This window comes from Kitasatospora sp. NPDC001540, from assembly GCF_042894345.1.
Lineage (GTDB): Bacteria > Actinomycetota > Actinomycetes > Streptomycetales > Streptomycetaceae > Kitasatospora > Kitasatospora phosalacinea_C.
In genome coordinates, this window is the sequence record NZ_JBIAVO010000001.1 from 470,914 (window position 1) to 488,329 (window position 17,416).

12 protein-coding genes are annotated in these 17,416 nt (G+C 72.8%); 3 read left to right on the forward strand and 9 right to left on the reverse strand.

What is annotated here, in order from left to right; translation table 11 throughout:
* Positions 1-53: 53 nt before the first annotated feature.
* The 7 genes from ACFY00_RS02140 to ACFY00_RS02170 all read right to left on the reverse strand — a co-directional run bounded on the left by ACFY00_RS02140 (position 54) and on the right by ACFY00_RS02170 (position 7,397).
* Entirely contained in the window at positions 54-770 is a 717-nt protein-coding gene (locus ACFY00_RS02140; protein WP_388026291.1) for an ABC transporter ATP-binding protein, read from the reverse strand.
* Positions 767-1,612 carry an ABC transporter ATP-binding protein gene (locus ACFY00_RS02145; RefSeq protein ID WP_388026293.1) on the reverse strand — a complete coding sequence of 282 codons (846 nt, stop codon included), beginning with the start codon at positions 1,610-1,612 and terminating at the stop codon, positions 767-769. Before ACFY00_RS02145 ends, ACFY00_RS02140 begins: the two co-directional genes overlap by 4 nt.
* Positions 1,609-3,558, reverse strand: a complete 1,950-nt coding sequence (locus ACFY00_RS02150; protein ID WP_388026295.1) for a branched-chain amino acid ABC transporter permease — start codon at positions 3,556-3,558, stop codon at positions 1,609-1,611. Before ACFY00_RS02150 ends, ACFY00_RS02145 begins: the two co-directional genes overlap by 4 nt.
* Positions 3,559-3,563: 5 nt before the next feature.
* On the reverse strand, positions 3,564-4,493 hold the full coding sequence (locus ACFY00_RS02155; protein ID WP_285736460.1) for a branched-chain amino acid ABC transporter permease: 930 nt from the start codon (positions 4,491-4,493) through the stop codon (positions 3,564-3,566).
* A gap of 95 nt (positions 4,494-4,588) precedes the next feature.
* A complete protein-coding gene (locus ACFY00_RS02160; protein ID WP_388026297.1) occupies positions 4,589-5,842 on the reverse strand; it encodes a branched-chain amino acid ABC transporter substrate-binding protein in 1,254 nt (417 codons plus the stop codon).
* Between the two features lie 292 nt (positions 5,843-6,134).
* The gene (locus tag ACFY00_RS02165) at positions 6,135-6,761 is read right to left on the reverse strand and encodes a Tat pathway signal sequence domain protein (protein WP_388026298.1); all 627 of its coding nucleotides are present in this window, start codon (positions 6,759-6,761) and stop codon (positions 6,135-6,137) included.
* 183 nt (positions 6,762-6,944) lie between these two features.
* Positions 6,945-7,397 (reverse strand): PaaI family thioesterase, encoded by a 453-nt coding sequence (locus tag ACFY00_RS02170; protein ID WP_285736457.1) that lies wholly within the window; start codon positions 7,395-7,397, stop codon positions 6,945-6,947.
* A gap of 149 nt (positions 7,398-7,546) precedes the next feature.
* Between ACFY00_RS02170 and polA the strand changes: the two genes are divergently transcribed.
* Positions 7,547-10,279: a DNA polymerase I gene (polA, locus tag ACFY00_RS02175; protein WP_388026299.1), complete on the forward strand. Its 2,733-nt coding sequence runs from the start codon at positions 7,547-7,549 to the stop codon at positions 10,277-10,279.
* 93 nt (positions 10,280-10,372) lie between these two features.
* Positions 10,373-10,951, forward strand: coding sequence for a GNAT family N-acetyltransferase (locus tag ACFY00_RS02180; RefSeq protein WP_388026301.1), 579 nt, complete (start codon positions 10,373-10,375; stop codon positions 10,949-10,951).
* A 93-nt stretch (positions 10,952-11,044) separates the two neighbouring features.
* On the opposite strand, the gene hrpB is transcribed toward ACFY00_RS02180, so the two are convergent.
* The gene (gene hrpB / locus ACFY00_RS02185) at positions 11,045-13,603 is read right to left on the reverse strand and encodes an ATP-dependent helicase HrpB (protein ID WP_388026303.1); all 2,559 of its coding nucleotides are present in this window, start codon (positions 13,601-13,603) and stop codon (positions 11,045-11,047) included.
* A 5-nt stretch (positions 13,604-13,608) separates the two neighbouring features.
* Positions 13,609-14,505 carry a class I SAM-dependent methyltransferase gene (locus ACFY00_RS02190; protein WP_388026305.1) on the reverse strand — a complete coding sequence of 299 codons (897 nt, stop codon included), beginning with the start codon at positions 14,503-14,505 and terminating at the stop codon, positions 13,609-13,611.
* Positions 14,506-15,004: 499 nt separating this feature from the next.
* On the opposite strand from ACFY00_RS02190, the gene rpsA reads away from it, so the two are divergent.
* A complete protein-coding gene (rpsA, locus tag ACFY00_RS02195; RefSeq protein WP_388026307.1) occupies positions 15,005-16,495 on the forward strand; it encodes a 30S ribosomal protein S1 in 1,491 nt (496 codons plus the stop codon).
* Positions 16,496-17,416 lie beyond the last annotated feature (921 nt).

Below are 17,416 nucleotides of genomic sequence, written 5' to 3' on the forward strand. Positions count from 1 at the left end.
CCCGTCCGATCGCTTCGGACGGGGGCGGTTCGCGGTGCGGGAGCGGGTGCGGGTCAGTCCTCGCCGAGGTACTGGCGGCGCACCGACTCGTCGTGCAGCAGTTCCGCGCCGGTGCCGGAGAGGGTGATCCGTCCGGTGGTCATCACGTAGGCGCGGTCCGAGAGGGAGAGCGCGGCCTGGGCGTTCTGCTCCACCAGCAGGATGGTGGTGCCCCCGGCCTTCAGCTCGACGATGGTCGCCATGATCTTCTGCATCATCAGCGGCGACAGGCCCATCGACGGCTCGTCCAGCATCAGCAGCTTGGGCCGGGACATCAGCGCCCGCCCCATCGCGAGCATCTGCTGCTCGCCGCCGGAGAGGGTGCCCGCGGCCTGCTTGCGGCGCTCGGCGAGGATCGGGAACAGCGTGCAGGCCCGGTCGACGTCCTCGGCGATGCCCGCCGCGTCGCGCCGCAGGAAGGCGCCCAGCAGCAGGTTCTCCTCGATGGTCATCCGGGGGAAGATGTGCCGTCCCTCGGGGGAGTGGGCCAGGCCCAGGGCGACGATCCGGTGCGCGGGCACCGTGTCGATCGCCTGTCCGTCGAACAGGATCTTGCCCGAGGTCGGCCGCAGCAGCCCGGACAGGGTGCGCAGGGTGGTGGTCTTGCCGGCGCCGTTGGTGCCGATCAGGGTGGTGACCTCGCCCTGCTCGACGGTGAACGAGACGCCCTTGACGGCCTCGATCTTGCCGTAGGCGACACGGAGGTCCTCGACCTCCAGCAGAGCGGTCACTGGCCGTCCTCCTGAGCTGCGGTGGTTCCTTCGAGCGGGGCGCCGAGGTACGCGGTGACGACCCGTTCGTCGTTCTGGACGGTCTCCCGGTCGCCCTCGACGATCTTGCGGCCCTGCACCAGCACGGCGGTGCGGTCGCACAGGTTGAAGATGAACTTCATGTCGTGCTCGATCACCAGCACCGCGATCCCCAGGTCCCGGATCGCGAAGACCAGTTCCTCGGCGGCCCGGGTCTCCTGCGGGTTCATGCCCGCGGTCGGCTCGTCCAGCAGCAGCAGGCCGGGGTCGGAGGCCAGCGCCCGGGCGATCTCCAGCTTCCGCTGCTCGCCGTACGGCAGGTTGCGGGCCAGGTGGTCGGCCTTCGCGCCGAGGCCGCAGAACTCCAGCAGCTCCCGGGCCCGCTCCCGGCTCTCCGCCTCGGCCCGCCGGTAGCCCGGGCCGCGCAGGATCGCCGAGAACAGGCCCTCCTTCGTCCGGGTGTGCCGACCGACCAGGACGTTCTCCAGCGCCGTCATGTTGGCGAACAGCCGGATGTTCTGGAAGGTCCGGGCGATGCCCGCCTGGGTGACCAGGTGCGGCTTCGGCGGCAGCACCGTGCCCTTGTACTTCACGGTGCCCTCGGTCGGGACGTACAGCCCGGTCAGGCAGTTGAAGAAGGTCGTCTTCCCGGCGCCGTTCGGGCCGATCAGGCCGACGATCTCGCCCTGGCGGACCGTCAGGTCGACGTCGTTCACGGCCGTCAGGCCGCCGAAGCGCATCACCACGCCGGAGGCCTCGAGCACCGGCTCGGCGGCGGGGGCGGCGGCGGTCTCGGTTGCGGTCTCGGTGGTCACGGCGCTCACGCCCCTGCCTTGGTCGGTACGTCGTCGGCCGGGGCGGCCGGTGCGGGCAACTGCACGTCGTGGAACTCCAACTGCTGCCGGCGGCCCGCGATCAGGCCCTCCGGGCGGAAGCGCATCAGCAGGATCAGCGCCACGCCGAACGCCAGCAGCTGGTAGGACTGCAGGAACTCCAGCTTCGCCGGGATCAGGAACAGCAGGGCCGCGCCCACCAGCGGGCCGCTGATGGTGCCCATGCCGCCCAGGATCACCGCGGCCAGCAGGAACGCCGAGTTGGGCGGCGTCGGGCTGCTGAACAGGTACTGGTCGGGCGAGACCGCGCCCGACACGTGCGCCTGCACCGCACCGGCCAGGCCGGCCAGGGTCGCGCCCAGCGCGAAGGCGATGAGCTTCACCCGGAAGCCGTTGATGCCCATCGCCTCGGCCGCCGTCTCGTCCTCCCGGATCGCCACCCAGGCCCGGCCGATCCGGGAGTTGGCGACCCGCGCGAACACCGTCACCACGATCGCGGTGGCCACCAGCATCAGCAGCAGGTAGTTGCCGTTCTTGCCCAGGTGCAGCGCCCCGAAGTCGTGCGCCTCGCCGAAGTCGAAGCCGAACAGGCTGACGTCCGGGATCGCCGCGATGCCGTTCGGGCCGTTGGTCAGGCTCGGGCCCGAGGTGCCGTCCAGGTTGTTCATCGCGATCCGGAAGATCTCGCCGAAGCCCAGCGTCACGATCGCCAGGTAGTCGCCGCGCAGCCGCAGCGTCGGCGCGCCGATCACCACGCCGAACACCAGCGCCGCCGCCGCGCCGATCAGCACCGCGACCGGGAACGGCAGGTGCAGGTCCCGGAAGACCGAGAACTTCGACCCCGAGACCAGCGCGGCCGCGTACGCGCCCACGCCCAGGAAGGCCACGTAGCCGAGGTCCAGCAGGCCCGCCAGGCCGACCACCACGTTCAGGCCCAGCGCCACCGTCGCGAAGATCAGGATGTTGGTGCCGATCAGCACGTACGTCTCGCTGCTCTGGGTGAACGGGAACGCGCCCGCCGCGGCGAACGCCGCGCCCGTGGTCACCGCCCGGTGCCGGGAGGTCAGTTCGCGCAGCCGGCCCACCGCGCCGGAGGCCAGCAGGGCCGCGGTGGCGAAGGAGACCAGCAGCAGGAAGCCGACGAACAGCTCCCCGTACTCGGTGGAGACGCCGAACTCGACCACGCCCAGGCCCACCGCGAACACCGCGGTCACCAGCAGGATCTCCGCCCAGCCGGGCAGGGCGCGGGCGGCGGGCAGCGGGCGCTCGATCCGGCCGATCCGCAGCCAGCCGTCCAGCAGCCGCCACAGCCGGAAGAGCGCGATGACCACGGGCAGGGCGACGAAGAACCACAGGTTCTCGCTGAAGATCGGCCGGATGCCCGGCGGCACGGCGTCCAGCGCCCAGCCCTGGCCGAAGCCGACCCGCAGCAGCACGGAGGCGGCCAGCGCCGCGTACAGGCCCCAGTGCAGCTCGGGGTGGCGGACGGTGCGGCGGCGGTCCAGCGGCAGGCCGAGCGCGCCCAGGACGGCGAGAAGCGAACCGACCGCGGCCAGCCAGCCGCCCGGGTCGAGGTTGACCAGGCCGTCCAGCTCCACGGCGATCGCCACCACCGCGTACCAGCACACCGCGAAGGTGCCCAGCGCGGCGAACAGCACGCCGTTGTTGCTGCCCGACGGGCTCAGCCAGCGCAGGCCCTTCAGCCCGCGGGCGGCCAGCGCCAGCAGCGCGGTCAGCGCGCCGCCGACCAGCGCCAGCCACTGCAGGCCGGCCGGGGAGCCGTAGTACGTCAGGTCGCCGGGGAAGTCCGGCGTCCAGGTCCAGGACATCGCCGCGGAGGCGGCGGCCAGCACCCCGCCGCCGACCGCCGCGCCCAGCGCGAGGTGCGCGGGCAGCGGCAGGACCGGGGAGGTCTCGTGGGTCGTGCTCTCGGTCATCGTCCTCACACCCGATCCGCGACGCGCTCGCCCAGCAGGCCCTGCGGCCGCACCAGCAGGACGACGATCAGCAGCACGAACGCCCACACGTTGGCCCAGGCGCCGCCGCCGAGCTGGTGCATGCCCGGGACGTCCTGGACGTACGCGGTGGCCATCGACTCGGCGACGCCCAGCACCAGGCCGCCCAGCATCGCGCCGTAGATGTTGCCGATCCCGCCCAGCACCGCCGCGGTGAACGCCTTCAGCCCGGCCAGGAAGCCCATCGTGAAGTCGACCTGCCCGTAGCGCAGGCCGTGCGCGACCGCCGCGACGGCGGCGAAGGCCGCGCCCAGCGCGAACGCGACCACGATGATCCGGTCGGTGTCGATGCCCATCAGCTTCGCGGTGTCCGGGTCCTGCGCGGTGGCCTGCATGGCCCGCCCGGTGCGGGTCAGCCGCACGAAGGCGGCCAGCACCAGCATGCACAGCGGCGCCGCGACCAGCAGGAACAGGTCGTTGCGCTGCAGGTGGAAGGAGCCCAGGCCGATCGGGTCGCCCGCGAACTGCGGGAAGGACAGCGCCTTCTTGCCACCCGGGTAGAACGCCCACACCACCTGCTGCAGCGCGATCGACAGGCCGATCGCGGTGATCAGCGGCGCCAGCCGGGGCGCGGTGCGCAGCGGCCGGTAGGCGAAGCGCTCGGCGGCGGTGGCGGTGAGCACGGAGGCGAGCACCCCGCCGAGGATCATGACCGGCAGCGCCAGCCAGAGGGAGGTGCCGTGCGGCAGCGCGGCGTAGGCGGTCAGCGCGCCGAAGCCGCCGATCATGAAGATCTCGCCGTGGGCGAAGTTGATGAGCTGGACGATGCCGTAGACCATCGTGTAACCGATGGCGATCAGGCCGTACATCAGGCCGAGCATCAGTCCGTTGGCCAGGTTTTGCGGCAGTTCGTGCACCGCGGGCCTCCGTGGATAGGGGGGTACGAGCAGGCGGAGGGCACTTGTGGTGCCCTCCGCCTCACGGGTGTCTGAGCGGGGGAGGTGCGGTGCGGTCAGCCGCTGTACGTACCGCTCTTGACCTTCTTCCAGGCGCCGGACTGGACGCTGTAGACGGTGAGCTGCTTGTTGGTGGTGTCGCCGAACTCGTCGAAGGCGACCGGGCCGGTGACGCCGGTGAACTTCACCTTGCCGAGCTCCGCCAGCACCTTGGTGCGCAGGTCGGACGGGACCTTGCCGCCGTTGTGCTCGACCGCGGCCTTGACCGCCTCGATGATCGACCAGGCGGCGTCGTACGAGTAGCCGCCGTAGGCCGCGTACGGGTCCTTGTAGCCGGCCGCGGCGTAGTTGGCGACGAACTCCTTGGCGCTGTCCAGCTCCTCGACCGGGACGCCGACCGAGGTGGCCAGGTCGCCCTCGCCGTTGCCGTTGGCGAGCTTGATGAACTCCGGGTCGTAGATGCCGTCGCCGCCGAACAGCGGGACCTTCGCGCCGCCCTTCTTCAGCTGGTCGCTGAGCGGGCCGGCGTCCGGGTACTCGCCGCCGTAGTAGACCGAGTCGGCGCCCGCGCCGGCCACCTTGGTGGCGATCGCGGAGAAGTCCTTGTCGCCCGGGTTGATGTGGTCGGTGCCGACCACGGTGCCGCCGAGCCGCTTGAACTCGTCCGCGAAGATGGCGGCCAGGCCCGCGCCGTAGGTCTTCTTGTCGTCGATGACGTAGACCTTGGTCTTCTTGGCGTCGTTGTACAGGTACTGGGCGGCGAACTTGCCCTGCACCACGTCGGTGGTGGCGGTGCGGAAGTACGACTGGTACTGGCGGACGAACTTCTTGCTGCCCCAGTCCGGGCCCAGCGAGAGGTCGGGGCTGGTGTTGGCGGGGGAGACCTGGGCCAGCTTGGCGTCGTCGAAGACCTTCTGCATGGTCAGCGAGACGCTGGAGTTGAGCGGGCCGACCACGCCGACGACGCTCTTGCTGTCGACCAGGGCGGTGGCGTTCTGCTTGCCGGTGGTCGGGTTGGCCTGGTCGTCCTTGGCCTCGATGGAGAAGGTCACGCCCGGGACGTAGTTCTTGGCGTTGGCCTGCTTGGTGGCGAGTTCCACCGAGTTCCGGATGCCGAGGCCCAGGGCCGACAGGCTGCCGCTGATCGGGGCGTCGATGCCGATCACGACCTTGGTGCCGCCACCGCCGCCGTTGCTGGCGCCCGCGTTGTCCGCGCCGGAGTCGGACTTGCCGCCGCGCGAACCGCAGGCGGACAGCGTCAGCGCCGCGGTCACCGCAATGGTCACGACAAGGAGTGAGCTCTTTCGCACGACGAGGGTCTCCTTCTGGATCTGGAGGACACGCGCACAGGGCTGGCGGTGCCGGATCGCGACGGCCCAGCCCGAAAACCGGACGGCGCGGTAACTGGGCGTGACTCTAGACCGCCGGTGCCGACTCGGGCAGTGGGGCAGGGGAGGCTGTGATTCTCTTGTTATGACCATTGCGGAAGTTGATCTCACATCATGGTCGGAAAACCGCGCGTGGAGCCCGAGATTCCGGCCGTCGTCCCGCGCTGCGGATGCGCGCTCCCGTCAACTCGCTGGTCACGAACCGGATCTCCGATTATCGAACAGGTTTGTCCGGACCCGTGGCGCTGGTCGTCGGCGTCCGATTATCGGTGATGTCGCAGGCCGAGTGCAGCGCTGCGGAGAGATCCCGGGCGTAGGCGTCCCCCGGGATCTGGCTCACCGTCTCGATTGCACGCGTGTTACGCAGCGTTACATCCAGGAAAGGGAAGGTCGCGTCCGCGGGCGCCCCCGAGCAGTCCGTCACCCGCAGGTCCACCCGCAGCGACACCGTCCCGCCGGGCGGCACCGTCCGCGGCAGCCAGCCCGCCACCAGCACGGTCACCCCCCGGTAGCCCTGCCGCACCTCCAGCACGTCCAGCGGGCCGGGGCCGGTGTTGTGCACCGCCAGCTCCAGCGCGAAGGCCTCCGGACCGCCCGCGACCGGGCCGACGTACGTGACCCGGGCGGCCTGCGAAGGAAAGGGGACCGTCTGCGGCGGAGGCGAATTCGCCGCCTGCTCAGGGTAGTTCGCGATGCGCAGGATGGTCAGTGCCAGTGCGAGAAGCAGCAAGAAACTTGCCAGCAGGTACTTCTGACGCCTGCTCAGCAGCCGGGGCGGGCGCTCCGGGGGCGGTGCGGGGCGCAGCACGAGCGGGGCCCAGGTGCCCTCGCCCGGCTCCACCGGACCGAGGAACCCCCCTGGGCCGCTCCGCGGTGCGCGCTCTCCGGCCATGCGGTGCCCCCTCGTCCAGCCGAGGTTGCCCCCGGCCGACGGCCGCCAAACCGGCCGGACGGGCCGCCGCCCGGGCGGCGCGCCGACGGCTGCGGGCGGCGGCGGGCGGCTCCCGGGCGGTTCGTCGGCGGCCTACAGGTCGCGCAGCATGCAGGTCAGTCGGCAGGAGGTGATCCGGCGGCCGGTGTCGTCCGTCACCGCGATCTCGTACGTCGCCGCGGTGCGCCCCTTGAACACCGCCGTCGCCACGCCCGTCACCAGCCCGGAGGTCGCCGAGCGGTGGTGCGTCGCGTTCAGGTCCACGCCGACCGCGTAGCGGCCGGGCCCGGCGTGCAGCATCGCCCCGACCGAGCCCAGCGTCTCGGCCAGCGCCGCCGACGCCCCGCCGTGCAGCAGCCCGTACGGCTGCTGGTTGCCCTCCACCGGCATCGTCCCGACCACCCGGTCCGGGGAGGCCTCGACGATGGTGATGCCCAGCTTCTCGCCCAGGTGGCCGCCGGAGAAGGTCTCCGGGCTCACCCCCAGCTTGGCGAAGTGCTCCAGCACGTCCTGGGGCACTTTCAGTACGGGCGCCGCGTCGGTCATGGTGCTCCCTGCTTCCGGGTTCGCTTCGTTGCGCGTCGATCGTACGACTGTCTACCCGCCAGTAGGGAGGCGCTCCGCGCCGCGCCGGAGATGTCCGTCCCGCCCCCTAGGATCGGGGAGGCAGTGCAACCGGCAGGACGGGACGTGACGTGGCGACACAGGGTGCGGGTAAGAGGGCGGCCGAACGGCCCCGGCTGATGCTGCTGGACGGGCATTCGATGGCCTACCGGGCCTTCTTCGCCCTGCCGGTGGAGAACTTCTCCACCGCCACCGGCCAGCACACCAACGCCGTCTACGGCTTCGCCTCCATGCTGGCCAACACCGTGCGGGACGAGCGGCCCACCCACCTCGCGGTGGCCTTCGACCTCTCCCGGCAGACCTTCCGCTCAGCCGAGTTCCCCGAGTACAAGGCCAACCGCTCCGCCACGCCGGACGAGTTCCGCAGCCAGGTCCCGCTGATCGGCGAACTGCTCGACGCCATGCGGGTGCCCCGGATCACCGCCGAGGGCTTCGAGGCCGACGACGTCATCGCCACCCTGGCCACCGCCGCCGCGGCCGAGGGCTTCGAGGTGCTGATCGTCACCGGCGACCGGGATTCGCTCCAGCTCGTCAACGAGCACGTCACCGTGCTGTACCCCACCAAGGGCGTCTCCGAGTTGACGCGCTACACCCCGGAGAAGGTCGTCGAGAAGTACGGCGTCCGCCCCGACCAGTACCCGGACCTCGCCGCCCTGCGCGGCGACCCGTCCGACAACCTGCCCGGCATCCCCGGCGTCGGCGAGAAGACCGCCGCGAAGTGGGTCAACCAGTTCGGCTCCTTCGCCGAACTGGTCGAGCGGGCCGACGAGGTCAAGGGCAAGGTCGGCGAGAAGCTCCGCGAGCACCTCGACTCCGTCAAGCGCAACCGCTTCCTCACCGAGCTGGTGAGGGACGTCGAACTCCCGCTCGGTGTCCAGCAGTTGGAGCGCGCCCCGTTCGACAAGGACGAGGTCGCCCGGCTGATGGAGGCGCTGGAGTTCCGCAACCCCAACTTCCGCGACCGGATCGCCGGGATCGACCCGGCCGGGGCCGAGGGCGCCGCCGCCGTGGAGGTCCCGGCCGGGCCCGCCGTCGACGGCGACCTGCTCACCGAACCCGGCGCGCTCGCCGCCTGGCTGGAGCAGCACGCCGGCGAGGACGCCCGCACCGCGCTCGCCGCCGACTACACCTGGGCGCTGGGCAGCGGCAAGGTCGACCAGATCGCCCTCGCCACCGGCACCGCCGCCGCCTGGTTCGACCCCGCCGCGCTCGCCGAGGACGACGACCGCGCCTTCACCGCCTGGCTCGCCGACCCCAAGCGCCCCAAGGCCCTGCACATCGCCAAGCAGGTCATGCGGGCCTTCGCCGAGCAGGGCTGGCAGTTCGCCGGCGTCACCGCCGACACCGCGCTCGCCGCCTACCTGGAGAAGCCCGGCCGCCGCGCCTTCACCCTCGACGTCCTCGCCGAGGAGTACCTCGGCCGCTCGCTCGCCCCCGCCGCCCAGGCCGAGACCGGCCAGCTCAGCTTCGACTCCGACGAGCCCGACCCGACGGCCGGCGCCCAGGCCCTGATGACCGAGGCCCGCGCCGTCCACGACCTCGCCGCCCTGTTCGACGCCCGGCTCGCCGAGGTCGGCGCGGTCGAGCTGTTCCACGACATGGAACTGCCGATCGCCGAACTCCTCGCCCGGATGGAGCGCCACGGCATCGCCGCCGACCGCGCCTGGCTGCAGGGCCTGGAGGCCCAGTTCGCCGCCGAGATCCAGCGCTGCGTCGAGGAGGCGCACGCCGCGGCCGGGCGCGAGTTCAACCTCGGCTCGCCCAAGCAGCTCCAGGAGGTCCTGTTCGGCGACCTCGGCCTGCCGAAGACCAAGAAGATCAAGACCGGCTACACCACCGACGCCGACGCGCTCACCTGGCTCGCCACCCAGACCACCAACGAGCTCCCGGTCATCCTGCTCCGCCACCGCGACCAGGCCAAGCTCCGCACCACCGTCGAGGGCCTGCTCAAGACCGTCTCCCCGCAGGGCCGGATCCACACCACCTTCAACCAGATGGTCGCCGCCACCGGCCGCCTCTCCTCCCAGGACCCGAACCTGCAGAACATCCCCGTCCGCACCGAGGAGGGCCGCGCCATCCGCCGCGCCTTCGTGGTCGGCGAGGGCTACGAGACGCTGCTCACCGCCGACTACTCGCAGATCGAACTGCGCATCATGGCCCACCTCTCCGAGGACGAGGCCCTGATCGAGGCCTTCACCAGCGGCGAGGACCTGCACACCACCGTCGCCTCCCAGGTCTTCGCCGTCGCCCCCGGCGCCGTCGACGCCGAGATGCGCCGCAAGATCAAGGCGATGTCCTACGGCCTCGCCTACGGCCTCTCCGCGTACGGCCTCTCCCAGCAGCTCGGCATCAAGCCCGCCGAGGCCCAGGGCCTGATGGACACCTACTTCGAGCGCTTCGGCGGCGTCCGCGACTACCTGCACGACGTGGTCGAGGAGGCCCGCGCCGTCGGCTACACCGAGACGCTGCTCGGCCGCCGCCGCTACCTGCCCGACCTCACCAGCGACAACCGGCAGCGCCGCGAGATGGCCGAGCGGATGGCCCTCAACGCCCCCATCCAGGGCTCCGCCGCCGACATCGTCAAGATCGCCATGCTCCGGGTCGACGAGGCGCTGCGCGCCGCCGGGCTCGGCACCCGGATGCTGCTCCAGGTGCACGACGAGATCGTCCTGGAGGTCGCCCCCGGCGAGCGCGAGCAGGTCGAGGCCCTCGTCCGCGAGCAGATGGCCGGCGCGTACCCGCTGCGCGCCCCGCTCGACGTCTCGGTCGGTGCCGGAGCGAACTGGGAGACCGCGGCGCACTGACACCCCGTCGCGGGATCGAACGGCTTGCGGGCGTAACGGCTTGCGGGCGTAAACGGTTTGCGGGCGTCCGGCCGGTCCTCCGAGACTGGCCGGATGCCGACCTTCACCACGTTCGCGGAGAAACCCACCCTGGTGGGCGACAAGGCCCTCCTGCGGCCCGTCCGGCCGGAGGAGGACCTCCCCATGCTCCGGGCCATGATCAACGACCCGGAGGTGCTCCGCTACACCTCGCAGGCCTACACCCCCGAACCCCCCGAGTGGGACGAGGCGATGGAACGTCGCGTCGTCGACTGGTACACCACCCGCAACGACCAGACCGACCGCCTCGACCTGATCGTCGTCGACCGCGCCACCGGCCGCGGCGTCGGCGAGGTCGTCCTCAACGAGTGGGACGAACCCAACCGCGCCTGCAACCTCCGGATCGCCCTCGGCCCCGACGGCCGCGACCGCGGCCTCGGCACCGAGGCCGTCCGCCTCCTCACCGACCACGCCCTCCGCGCCCTCGGCCTCAACCGCGTCTCGCTCTCCGTCTACGCCTTCAACGGCCGCGCCCAACGCGCCTACGAGAAGGCCGGGTTCAAGGTCGAGGGGGTGCGGCGCCAGGTGCTGCGCCACGCGGACGAGTGGATCGACGACATCGACATGGCGGCGCTGGCGGAGGAGTGGGGCTGACGGCCCCCTTGCCCCCTGCCCCCGCCCGCCCACCCGCGCACGCGCGGCAGAGGCGCACCCGAGAAACGAAGAGCGGCGCCAGGTGACGCGGCGTCACCTGCGGGGATTGGCGCGGCGGGTGGCCTCCGCCGTGGTGGGGTCCTCGGGCCAGGGGTGGCGGGGGTAGCGGCCGCGGAGGTCGGCGCGGACGGCCGGGTAGCCGGTGCGCCAGAACGCGGCGAGGTCGCCGGTGACGGCGGCCGGGCGCCCCGCGGGGGAGAGCAGGTGGACGGTGAGCGGGACCTTGCCCCCGGCGAGGGCCGGGGCCGCGTCCCAGCCGAACAGCTCCTGCAGCTTGACGGCCAGGACCGGGCGTTCGGGGTCGGACGCGTAGTCGACCCGGATCCGGCTGCCGCTGGGCACGGTGATCCGCTCCGGGGCCAGCTCGTCCAGCCGTCCGGCCTGGCCGCTCGCCCAGGGCAGCAGGCGCTGCAGGGCGGCGGCGGTGTCGATCCGCTCCAGGTCGGCGCGGCGCCGGGCCCGGGAGAGTTCGGGCTCCAGCCACTGCTCGGCGGCGGCCAGCAGCGCGGCGTCCGTGACGTCCGGCCACGGTTCGCCGATCGTCCGGTGCAGGAAGGCGAGCCGCTCGCGCAGCCCGCTCGCGGCCGGCGGCCAGCTCAGCAGCGCGGAGACGCCCTCGCGTTCCAGGCCCTCCAGCAGCGCGGCCCGCAGCAGCGCCGGATCGGGCGCCGCCAGCGGCACGGCCGCCAACTCGATCGCCCCCAGCGCCTCCACCCGCCGGGCGGTCACCTCCCGCTGCCGCGCCGACCAGCGCACCTCCTCGCGCGCCGCCAGCAGCGGCGCGGCCGCCCGCCGGGCCGTCGCCTCGTCCACCGCCACCGCCCGCAGCACCCGCGCGGACGGCGCCCCGGCGGGCCGGTCGGCGACCGCGACGGCCAGCCAGCCGCCGGACGGCAGCCGCGAGCCGGGCGACAGCTGCGCGGCCGTCCCGGACGCCATCAGGTACGCCCCCTCCCCGCCCTCCCGGGCCCGCGCGACCCGCTCCGGGTACGCCAGCCCGACCACCAGCCCGGCCGCGACGGCGTCCGACAGCCCGGCCGCGGCGTCGCCGCTGCCGCTGCCGCTGCCGCTGCCTTCGCCGTTCGGTTCGCCCGTTCCGTCCGGGAGGGTCAGGGCGCGTTCCAGGCGGCGGGTCTCGTCCTTCCAGCGGCGGGCGTACGGGTCGGTGGGGGAGCGGCGGACGGTGCGGTGGATCTCGGCGAGGTCGTCGCCGAGGGCGCGCGGGGGTTCCTCGGAGAGCAGGGCGACGAGTTCGGCGGCGCGGCGCGGGCCGACCGCGGGGGCACCGTCGAGCAGGGCGCGGGCGAGGCGGGGGTGCAGGCCGGTGCGGGCGATGGCGCGGCCGCGGTCGGTGGGGCGGCCGTCGGGGCCGACGGCGGCGAGGGCGTGCAGGACGCCGCGGGCGGCGGCCATCGCCCCGGCGGGCGGCGGGTCGGGGAGGGTGAGGCCGGTGGCGTCGGGGTCGCCCCAGCAGGCGGCCTGGAGGGCGAAGGAGGTGAGGTCGGCGAGGGCGATCTCGGGGGTGGGGAAGCGGGCGGCGCGGGCGTCCTCGGCCTCGGCCCAGCAGCGGTAGACGGTGCCGGGGGCCTCGCGTCCGGCGCGTCCGGCGCGCTGCCGGGCCGCGGCCAGCGAGGTGCGGACGGTGACCAGCCCGGACAGGCCGCGGGCGTGGTCGGTGCGCGGTTCCCTGGTCAGCCCGGAGTCGACCACGACCCGGACGCCCGGCACCGTCAGCGAGGACTCGGCGACCGAGGTGGCCAGCACCACCCGCCGCCGCTGCCCGGCGGTCAGGGCCGCGTCCTGCACGGCCTGCGGCGCCTGCCCGTGCAGTTGCAGGACGTCCACGCCGGTCAACTGCCCGGCCACCCGGGCGATCTCGCCCACGCCCGGCAGGAAGCACAGCACGTCGCCCTCGCGTTCGGCCAGCGCCCGGCGGACCGTCGCCGCGACGTGCGCGAGCAGCGCGGGGTCGACCCGGGTGCCGTGCGGGGGGCGGGCGGCGGCGGGCGGCGGGGCCCAGACGGTCTCCACCGGGTGCGAGACGCCCTCGGCGGCCACCACGGGCGCGCCGTCCAGCAGTTCGGCCCAGGCCTCGGTGTCGGCGGTCGCGGAGGCCAGCAGCAGGCGCAGTTCGGGGCGGAGCGCGGCCCGGACGTCCAGCAGGAAGGCCAGCGCGGTGTCGGCGTCCAGGTGGCGTTCGTGGCACTCGTCGAGCACCACCGCGTCCACGCCCGGCAGTTCGGGGTCGCGCTGCAGGCGCTGCAGCAGGACGCCGGTGGTGACCACCTCGACCAGGGTGCCGGGGCCGACCCGCCGTTCGCCGCGGACGGTGAACCCGACGCGGCGGCCGACCGGTTCGTCCAGCAGCCAGGCCATCCGCCGGGCCGCCGCCCGCACCGCGAGCCGGCGCGGTTCGGCGACCAGCACCCGCCGGGGCGGGCCGCCGAGCAGCCCGGCCAGGGCGAGCGGCACCAGGGTGGTCTTGCCGGTGCCGGGCGGCGCGGACAGCACCGCGGCGCCGTTCCCGTCCAGGGCCGCGGCCAGCTCGGGGAGCACCGCGGCGACGGGCAGGTCCCTCCCCCCGGGGCGCACCGCGCTCAGCCGTTCCGGACGGCGACGAAGATCGCGGTGCCGGGGATGTGCCGCCCGCGCAGCGGGCTCCAGCCGCCCCACTCCTGCTCCAGCTCCTCCGGCCACTCCGGCTCGACCAGGTCGACCAGCGCGAACCCGGCCGCGACCAGCTCCCGCACCCGGTCGCCGACGGTGCGGTGGTGCTCGACGTAGGTGGCGACGCCCTGCTCGTCCTGCTCGACGTACGGGGTGCGGTCGAAGTAGGAGGAGGTGGCGGTCAGGCCCTCCACCCCGGGCTCGTCCGGGAACGCCCAGCGGATCGGGTGGGTCACCGAGAACACCCAGCGCCCGCCGGGGCGCAGCACCCGGTGCACCTCGCGCATCAGCCGCCCGGTGTCCGCGCTGAACGGCACCGCGCCGTACGCCGAGCAGGCGTGGTCGAAGGAGCCGTCGGCGAACGGCAGCACCGCCGCGTCCGCCTGCACCACGGCGACGGGCTCCAGGCCGCGGCCCAGGTCGATCCGGCGGGAGTGCTGCAACTGCCGGTAGGAGATGTCCAGCGCGACCGGGCGGGCGCCCTGCGCGGCCAGCCAGCGCGAGCACTGCGCGGCGCCGGAGCCGATCTCCAGCACGTCCGCGCCCTTCAGCCCGGCCGGGTCGCCGAGCAGCCGGGCCTCGGCCTCGTCCACGCCCTCCGGGCACCAGGTGAACCGGTCGTCGCCGAGGAACTCGCCGTGCTCGTCCTGGTAGTCGTCGGCGTTGCGGTCCCACCAGTGCCGGCTGGCCCGGCTCGACTCCTGCTCCCCGGCCTCCCGCCGCAGCGCCTCGTCGCCGTCCTCCTCCTCGTCCACCGGCTCGGGGACGGAGGGGACGTCGTACCCGGCGGGGTCGTAGTCGTCGGGCGCGGGGGTGGAGTGGGTCATGGAATTCGTCACCTGGTGCGTCGGGGAGGCCGCTCTGGGCCGGGGCGGGTCCGCCCCCGGCGCGAGCCGGGGCGGGACGTCAAGTAGGCTATGGGCTTGCGGAAGCGCTGCTGCTGCGGAGCTGGCCCCGTACGGGGACCGGATCGGGCGGTGGCATCCGGGGTAGGGCCGGTGTTCCAGCCACCGCGAGGTGCGCTTTCGGAGGATATGGCCTGATCCGTCCCGGCCTCTACCGGTCTCGTCGGCTTCGACGTTGACCGTGCCTGGGTGTCCCCGTATGCTACAAGTTGCGCTGCGGGCCTGCGCGCCTCGGACGGAGCAGGTCGCGCTCGCATCTGTCGAAGACCCCACGGTCGTCAGACGGACACCGGGACCCTGTCGTGAGCGGGAGTCCTTCCGGTGGGCCGTTTTCTGGCCTGTACGGCTTTCGGTGGGAGCGATCAGGGCCCTCCGCGTGGCATTACTACGACTTCATGTCCGTACCGGAGCCCTTTTCCTAATGACGAGCCCCACCGACACCTCTGTCAGCACCACCCCGCAGGTTGCGGTCAACGACATCGGCGACGCGGACGCGTTCCTCGCGGCGATCGACGAGACCATCAAGTACTTCAACGACGGCGACATCGTTGAGGGCGTCATCGTGAAGGTCGACCGTGACGAGGTGCTCCTCGACATCGGTTACAAGACCGAGGGTGTCATCCCGTCCCGCGAGCTCTCGATCAAGCACGACGTCGACCCCCACGAGGTTGTCTCCGTCGGCGACAACATCGAGGCCCTGGTTCTCCAGAAGGAGGACAAGGAGGGTCGCCTCATCCTGTCCAAGAAGCGTGCGCAGTACGAGCGCGCCTGGGGCACGATCGAGAAGATCAAGGAAGAGGACGGCATCGTCACCGGTACCGTCATCGAGGTCGTCAAGGGTGGTCTCATCCTCGACATCGGCCTCCGCGGCTTCCTCCCGGCCTCGCTGGTCGAGATGCGCCGCGTCCGCGACCTCCAGCCCTACGTGGGCAAGGAGCTCGAGGCGAAGATCATCGAGCTGGACAAGAACCGCAACAACGTGGTCCTGTCCCGCCGCGCCTGGCTGGAGCAGACCCAGAGCGAGGTCCGCCAGACCTTCCTCACCACCCTGCAGAAGGGCCAGGTGCGCTCCGGCGTCGTCTCCTCGATCGTCAACTTCGGTGCGTTCGTCGACCTCGGCGGCGTCGACGGTCTGGTGCACGTCTCCGAGCTGTCCTGGAAGCACATCGACCACCCGAACGAGGTTGTCGAGGTCGGCCAGGAGGTCACCGTCGAGGTCCTCGACGTGGACATGGACCGCGAGCGCGTCTCCCTGTCGCTGAAGGCGACCCAGGAGGACCCGTGGCAGCAGTTCGCCCGCACGCACCAGATCTCCCAGGTCGTGCCGGGTAAGGTCACCAAGCTGGTTCCGTTCGGTGCGTTCGTCCGCGTGGACGAGGGCATCGAGGGCCTGGTCCACATCTCCGAGCTGGCCGAGCGCCACGTCGAGATCCCGGAGCAGGTCGTCCAGGTCGGCGACGAGATCTTCGTCAAGGTCATCGACATCGACCTCGAGCGCCGCCGCATCAGCCTCTCGCTGAAGCAGGCCAACGAGTCCCTCGGTGCCGACCCGGCGTCGGTCGAGTTCGACCCGACCCTGTACGGCATGGCCGCGTCCTACGACGACCAGGGCAACTACATCTACCCGGAGGGCTTCGACCCCGAGGCGAACGACTGGCTGCCCGGCTTCGAGAAGCAGCGCGAGGAGTGGGAGCGGCAGTACGCCGAGGCCCAGGCCCGCTTCGAGCAGCACCAGGCCCAGGTCATCAAGTCCCGCGAGGCCGACGCGGCTGCCGCCGCCGAGGCGGGCGAGGAGGCCCCGGTCACCGGTGGCGGCTCGTACTCCTCCAGCAGCGACGAGGGCTCCGGCGCGCTCGCCTCGGACGAGGCCCTGGCCGCGCTCCGCGAGAAGCTGGCCGGCGGCCAGAGCTGAAGCGCTACGCTTCGGCGGCTGCCTAGCTGACTGAACAGCGACCCCCCGTTCCAGGGTTTCCCTGGGCGGGGGGTCGCTGTTTTGCGCTGCCCCGCCCACCCGCCCGCCCGTGCGCGCGCCGCGAAGGTGTACGGGGGGCGCTGCGCGCGGCTGGGGGGTGCTGTCTTGCGCTGCCCCACCCGCCCACCCGTGCGCGCGCCGCTGGGTGGGACGTGCGCCAGCTCCGCGGCGCGGGCGCTGTGCGTGGCTGGGGGTGCTGTTTTGTGCTGCCCCGCCCGCCCGTGCGCGCGTCACTGGGTGGGACGGGCGCCAGCTTCCGCGGCGCGGGCGCTGTGCAACCACGGCCGTCGGCCTTTCCCGTTGCGTGCTGCGCCTTCCTTGCGTGGGCTCGCCGCCGGGAGAGGCGTGCGCCAGCTCTGCGGGCGGGCGCTGCGCGCAACCACGGCCCGTCGGTCGGTCCTCGGCCGCGCGGCAGCGCCTTCCCTGCGGGTGCTTGCCGGGACGCGCCCATCCTCCCGTTGCTCTGCCGCGCGCAGCGCCTTCCCTCCGGGTGTTCGCCGTGCGCAACGCCCCCTCCCCGTGGCTCCGCCGCGTGCAGCGCCCCCTCCCCCCGTTGCTCTGCCGCGTGCAGCGCCTCCCTCCCCGGGTGCTCGCCGGGTGTGCCCTCTCGCCTCCGTTCTGCCGCGCGCAGCGCTCTCCCTCCGTGCACTTTCGCGGTGCGCGCACGGGTGGGTGGGTGGGCGAGGCGTGGAGCTTAAGTGACGCTTACGTGAAGGGAATTGTGAGATGAGGCTCATCGTCCGCCTATAGGACGAAAGCGCACTCACGCATACATTGAGGGGACTTGTCCGAAAGGCTCCCCGCATGCGCAGCTCCCGCTCCACCGCAGCAGAGGTCCAGGTTTCCCAGGTTCCCGGTCGT